The organism is Dietzia sp. HMSC21D01 (genome assembly GCF_001815995.1).
Taxonomy (GTDB): Bacteria; Actinomycetota; Actinomycetes; order Mycobacteriales; family Mycobacteriaceae; genus Dietzia; species Dietzia cinnamea.
On sequence record NZ_KV824110.1, the window covers coordinates 1 to 4014 of the forward strand.

General features: G+C 73.5%; 5 protein-coding genes and 1 pseudogene. 3 read left to right on the top strand and 3 right to left on the bottom strand.

Annotation, left to right across the window (positions count from 1 at the left end; genetic code table 11):
* Both HMPREF3086_RS19705 and aroA read right to left on the bottom strand, forming a co-directional pair.
* Positions 1–132: pseudogene (locus tag HMPREF3086_RS19705) on the bottom strand (ribosome small subunit-dependent GTPase A); the annotation flags it as partial.
* A gap of 9 nt (positions 133–141) precedes the next feature.
* Complete coding sequence (aroA, locus tag HMPREF3086_RS15905; protein ID WP_070722891.1) at positions 142–1461, bottom strand: 3-phosphoshikimate 1-carboxyvinyltransferase; 1320 nt, start codon at positions 1459–1461, stop codon at positions 142–144.
* Between the two features lie 40 nt (positions 1462–1501).
* Between aroA and HMPREF3086_RS15910 the strand changes: the two genes are divergently transcribed.
* Positions 1502–2305, top strand: coding sequence for an SOS response-associated peptidase (locus tag HMPREF3086_RS15910; protein WP_061228036.1), 804 nt, complete (start codon positions 1502–1504; stop codon positions 2303–2305).
* On the opposite strand, the gene HMPREF3086_RS15915 is transcribed toward HMPREF3086_RS15910, so the two are convergent.
* On the bottom strand, positions 2302–2880 hold the full coding sequence (locus tag HMPREF3086_RS15915) for an aminoacyl-tRNA deacylase (protein ID WP_246831023.1): 579 nt from the start codon (positions 2878–2880) through the stop codon (positions 2302–2304). The genes HMPREF3086_RS15910 and HMPREF3086_RS15915 overlap by 4 nt on opposite strands.
* Before the next feature lie 105 nt (positions 2881–2985).
* Between HMPREF3086_RS15915 and HMPREF3086_RS15920 the strand changes: the two genes are divergently transcribed.
* Together HMPREF3086_RS15920 and HMPREF3086_RS15925 are read left to right on the top strand one after the other, a co-directional pair.
* A complete protein-coding gene (locus HMPREF3086_RS15920) occupies positions 2986–3663 on the top strand; it encodes a sigma-70 family RNA polymerase sigma factor (protein WP_061228035.1) in 678 nt (225 codons plus the stop codon).
* Complete coding sequence (locus HMPREF3086_RS15925; RefSeq protein WP_061228034.1) at positions 3663–3989, top strand: zf-HC2 domain-containing protein; 327 nt, start codon at positions 3663–3665, stop codon at positions 3987–3989. Before HMPREF3086_RS15920 ends, HMPREF3086_RS15925 begins: the two co-directional genes overlap by 1 nt.
* The last annotated feature ends 25 nt before the right edge of the window (positions 3990–4014 follow it).

A 4014-nucleotide genomic window follows, 5' to 3' on the forward strand; every position in this document is an offset into this window, starting at 1 on the left:
GACCATCGCGGCGGCCGCGTCGTCGTGGCTGGGCCGGCGCTTGGTGCGCGGGCGCGACCCCTTGCCGGGCCGGATCCGGACGTCGGATTCGTCCCACCCGCGTGCGCCGCCCGCGCCCCGTCCGCTCGGCATGGCGGTCCGTCAGCCCCGTCCGGCGAGCATGTCGGCCCACAGGGTGGTGAAGCCGGGCAGAGTCTTGGAGGTGCACCCGATGTCGTCGACCTCGACACCCGGCACGACCAGTCCGACGATGGCGCCGGCGGTGGCCATGCGGTGGTCGGCGTAGGCGCGCCACGGGGCACCGCGCAGGGGCGAGGGGGAGATCTCGAGGCCGTCATCGAGCTCGGTGACGCCGCAACCGACGGCGCCCAGCTCGGCGGCCAGCGCGGCGAGGCGGTCGGTCTCGTGGCCGCGCAGGTGCGCGATCCCCGTGAGGCGCGACGGGCCGTCGGCCAGGGCGCACAGCGCGGCGACGGTGGGGGTGAGCTCGCCGACGGCGGACAGGTCCCGGTCGACGGGGGAGAGGCGGGAGGGGCCGACGACGACGAGGGTGCCGTGGTCCGCACCGTCGGCGATCTCGAGGGTCACGGACGCGCCCATGGCCCGCAGGATGTCGCGGATGGCGTCGCCGGGCTGGGTCGTGGTGGCGGGCCAGTGCGGGACGCGGACGGTTCCGCCGGTGACCGCCGCGGCGGCCAGGAACGGGGTGGCGTTGGACAGGTCGGGCTCGACGACACGGTCGACGGCCGCGATCGGGCCGGGGGCGACCCGCCATGACGACGGGGTCGGCTGTTCGACGGTGACGCCGGACTCGCGGAGCATCGCCAGTGTCATCTCGATGTGCGGTCCGGACGGGACGGGCGAGGCCCCCACGTGGACGAGGTCGACGCCCTCGTCGAAGCGGGCGGCCGAGAGCAGGAGGCCGGAGACGAACTGCGAGGAGGCCGAGGCGTCCATCTCGACGCGGCCCCCGCGCAGAGACCCAGCGCCCGAGACGGTGAAGGGCAGGCGCTCGCCGTCGATCTCGGCTCCGAGGGCCCGCAGCGCGTCGAGCACCGTGGACTGCGGGCGGATCCTCGCGGCGGGGTCGCCGTCGAAGGTCGAGGGGCCGGTGGCGAGAGCGGCGATCGGCGGGACGAAGCGCATGACCGTCCCGGCCAGCCCGCACTCGATCTCCCCGCCGCGCAGCGGCCCCGGGGTGATGAGCAGGTCGGTGTCGTCGGGGCGGAGATCGCCGGCGGGGCCCTCGATCCGGGCGCCCAGGGACCGCAGGGCGCCGATCATGAGGTCGGTGTCCCGGCTGCGCAGGGTGCCGGTCAGGCGGGAGGGGCCGTCGGCCAGGGCGGCGAGGGGGAGGGCGCGGTTGGTCAGCGACTTGGATCCGGGGACTACGACGTCGGCGTCCACGGGGGCTGCGGCGACGGGGGCGCTCCAATGACTCACCCGGCCATTGTCGCCCATCGCGGGCGCTCCCGGCGGACTCGGGTGCGAGGATGTCGGCATGTGTGGACGGTTCTCGCTCTCTTCCGCCCCGGCGCAGCTCGCGCTGGAACTGGACGCGGTCGACGAGGCGTCCGCCCCGCCCGTCGGCCTTCACCCGGACACCGCGCCGCCGACGCCGCGGTTCAACATCGCGCCCACCACCACCGTCCCGGTCCTCACGCTGGACGTGCCGCGCGAGAGCCTCGACGAGGCCGTCGGCCCCGCCGCCCCGCGACGGGTGCTCCGGGCCATGCGGTGGGGGCTGGTCCCGTCGTGGACCAAGGAGTCCCAGCGCCTGCCCACTCTGTTCAACGCCCGCGTGGAGACCGCGGCCTCCAAGCCGGCGTTCCGCGCCGCCGTCGCCCGCCGGCACTGCGTGGTGCCGATGGACGGCTGGTACGAGTGGGTGCCCGGTGACCCCGCCTCCCCGGGTGCTAAGGCGGGGCCCAAGCAGCCGTACTTCATGAGCCTGCCGGGCGACCGCGGCCTGTTGATGGCCGGACTGTGGGAGGCGCGGCGCGACCCGGTCGACCCGTCCGTCTCCCAGTTGTCGTGCACGATCCTCACCACCGAGGCGCTGGGCCCGCTCCGGCGCGTCCACGACCGGATGCCGCTGGCCGTCCACCCGGACCTGGTGGCGGACTGGCTCGATCCCGCCGTGATCGGCGACCCCCGCGCGCTGGTCGACGGCGCGGGCGGGGATCTCGGGGAGTGGGCGGAGTCCGTCGAGATCCGCCCGGTCTCCCGGGCGGTGTCGAACGTCCGCAACGAGGGGCCGGAGCTCGTCCGGCCCGTCGACCCCACCGAGGGGATGTTGTTCTAGCGGGACGTCGTGACCGGGGCCGTCACCGCGCCGGTGAGCCGGACCAGCTCCGCGGGGTCGAGTTCGATCTCCCAGCCGCGCCGCCCGGCGCTGCACAGGACCGTGCGGTGACCGAGCGCGGAGGCGTCGACCACCGTGGCCAGGGGACGCTTCTGGCCGATGGGGGAGACGCCACCCACCACGTAGCCGGTGGTCTTCTCTGCGACGTCGACCGGCGCGAGCGTGGCCCTGCCGCACCCGAGGGCGGCGGCCGCGGCCTTGAGGTCGAGCGAAGAGGTCACCGGCAGCACCGCCACCGCCAGCGCGACGCGGGAACCCGCCGGCGGACGCGCTGTCGCCAGGACCAGGGTCTTGAACACCCGGTCGGCATCCACCCCCAGGCGCTCGCCCATCACGCGGGCGGCCTCGTCGCCGTATGCGGTCTCGCCGCTCGCGTCGTAGATGTGGACCTCGTGGGCGACCCCGGCGGCCCGCAGCGCGGCGATCGCGGGGGTCGCCGCGGCACCACCGCGTGCACCACCGCGTGCACCGCCGCGTCCACCCGCCGCGGCACCGCGACCGCTCTTCCTGCCCACGGTCGACCAGCGTAGTTCCCTCACGCTCCGGAATACGGGTGCGGCGGCCCGCGTTGTTCCTGGGCGAGTGCCCCGGGATGGTCCGGGGACGGGAAGGAGGGTGCGATGCGGACCGCGGTCCTCGACGCCCCGGATGTGCGGTTAGACTCCGGGACATCGACAGGTGAGGAGTTCCGGTTGCCGACCGAGTTGCAGCCCGACGAGGCCGACCAGCGCGCCGAGCAGTTCGAGGAGCTGGCCATGCCACTGCTCGACCAGCTGTACGGCGCCGCCTTGCGGATGACCAGGAATCCCGCCGATGCCGAGGACCTGGTGCAGGAGGCCTACGCCAAGGCGTTCGCCGGGTTCCACTCGTTCAAGCCGGGGACCAACTTCCGGGCCTGGATGCACCGCATCCTCACCAACGCTTACATCAACCACTACCGCAAGCGGCAGCGGCAGCCCGCGCAGTACCCGACCGACGAGATCACCGACTGGCAGCTCGCCGCGGCGGCCGAGCACACCTCGACGGGGCTGCGTTCGGCGGAGGTCGAGGCCATGGAGCTGCTGCCGGACGACGAGATCCGTGCGGCGCTGGCCGAGCTCCCCGAGGAGTTCCGGATGGCGGTCTACTACGCCGACGTCCAGGACCTGCCGTACAAGGAGATCGCCGAGATCATGGACACCCCCCTGGGGACCGTGATGTCGCGTCTACACCGCGGCCGCAAGCAGTTGCGGGAACTCCTGCGCGACGTGGCCACCGAGCGCGGCTTCGGCCGTGACCGTGAGGAGGGGGCGAAGTGATGAAGGAGCACGATCCGCGCCTCGACGAGATCGACTGTCGCGCCGCGATGCGCGACCTCTCACTGCTCGTGGATCTCGAATGCGACGACGCTTGCCGTTCGCGCCTCGAGCACCATCTCGCCGGCTGCCCGGACTGCCGGGAGATGTTCCTGTCGGAGCGGCGTCTCAAGGCCAAGCTCTCGAGTTCGTGTTGCGAGAAGGCGCCGTCGGGCCTGCGGGAGCGTCTCATGGTGGAGATCCGGCGTACGACGGTGACCACGACGGACGTCGACGGCACGACCGTGGTGCACCAGCGCACGACGGTGGAGCGGCGCGACCTCACCTAGGAGACTGCTGAACAAAGTGCGTGTA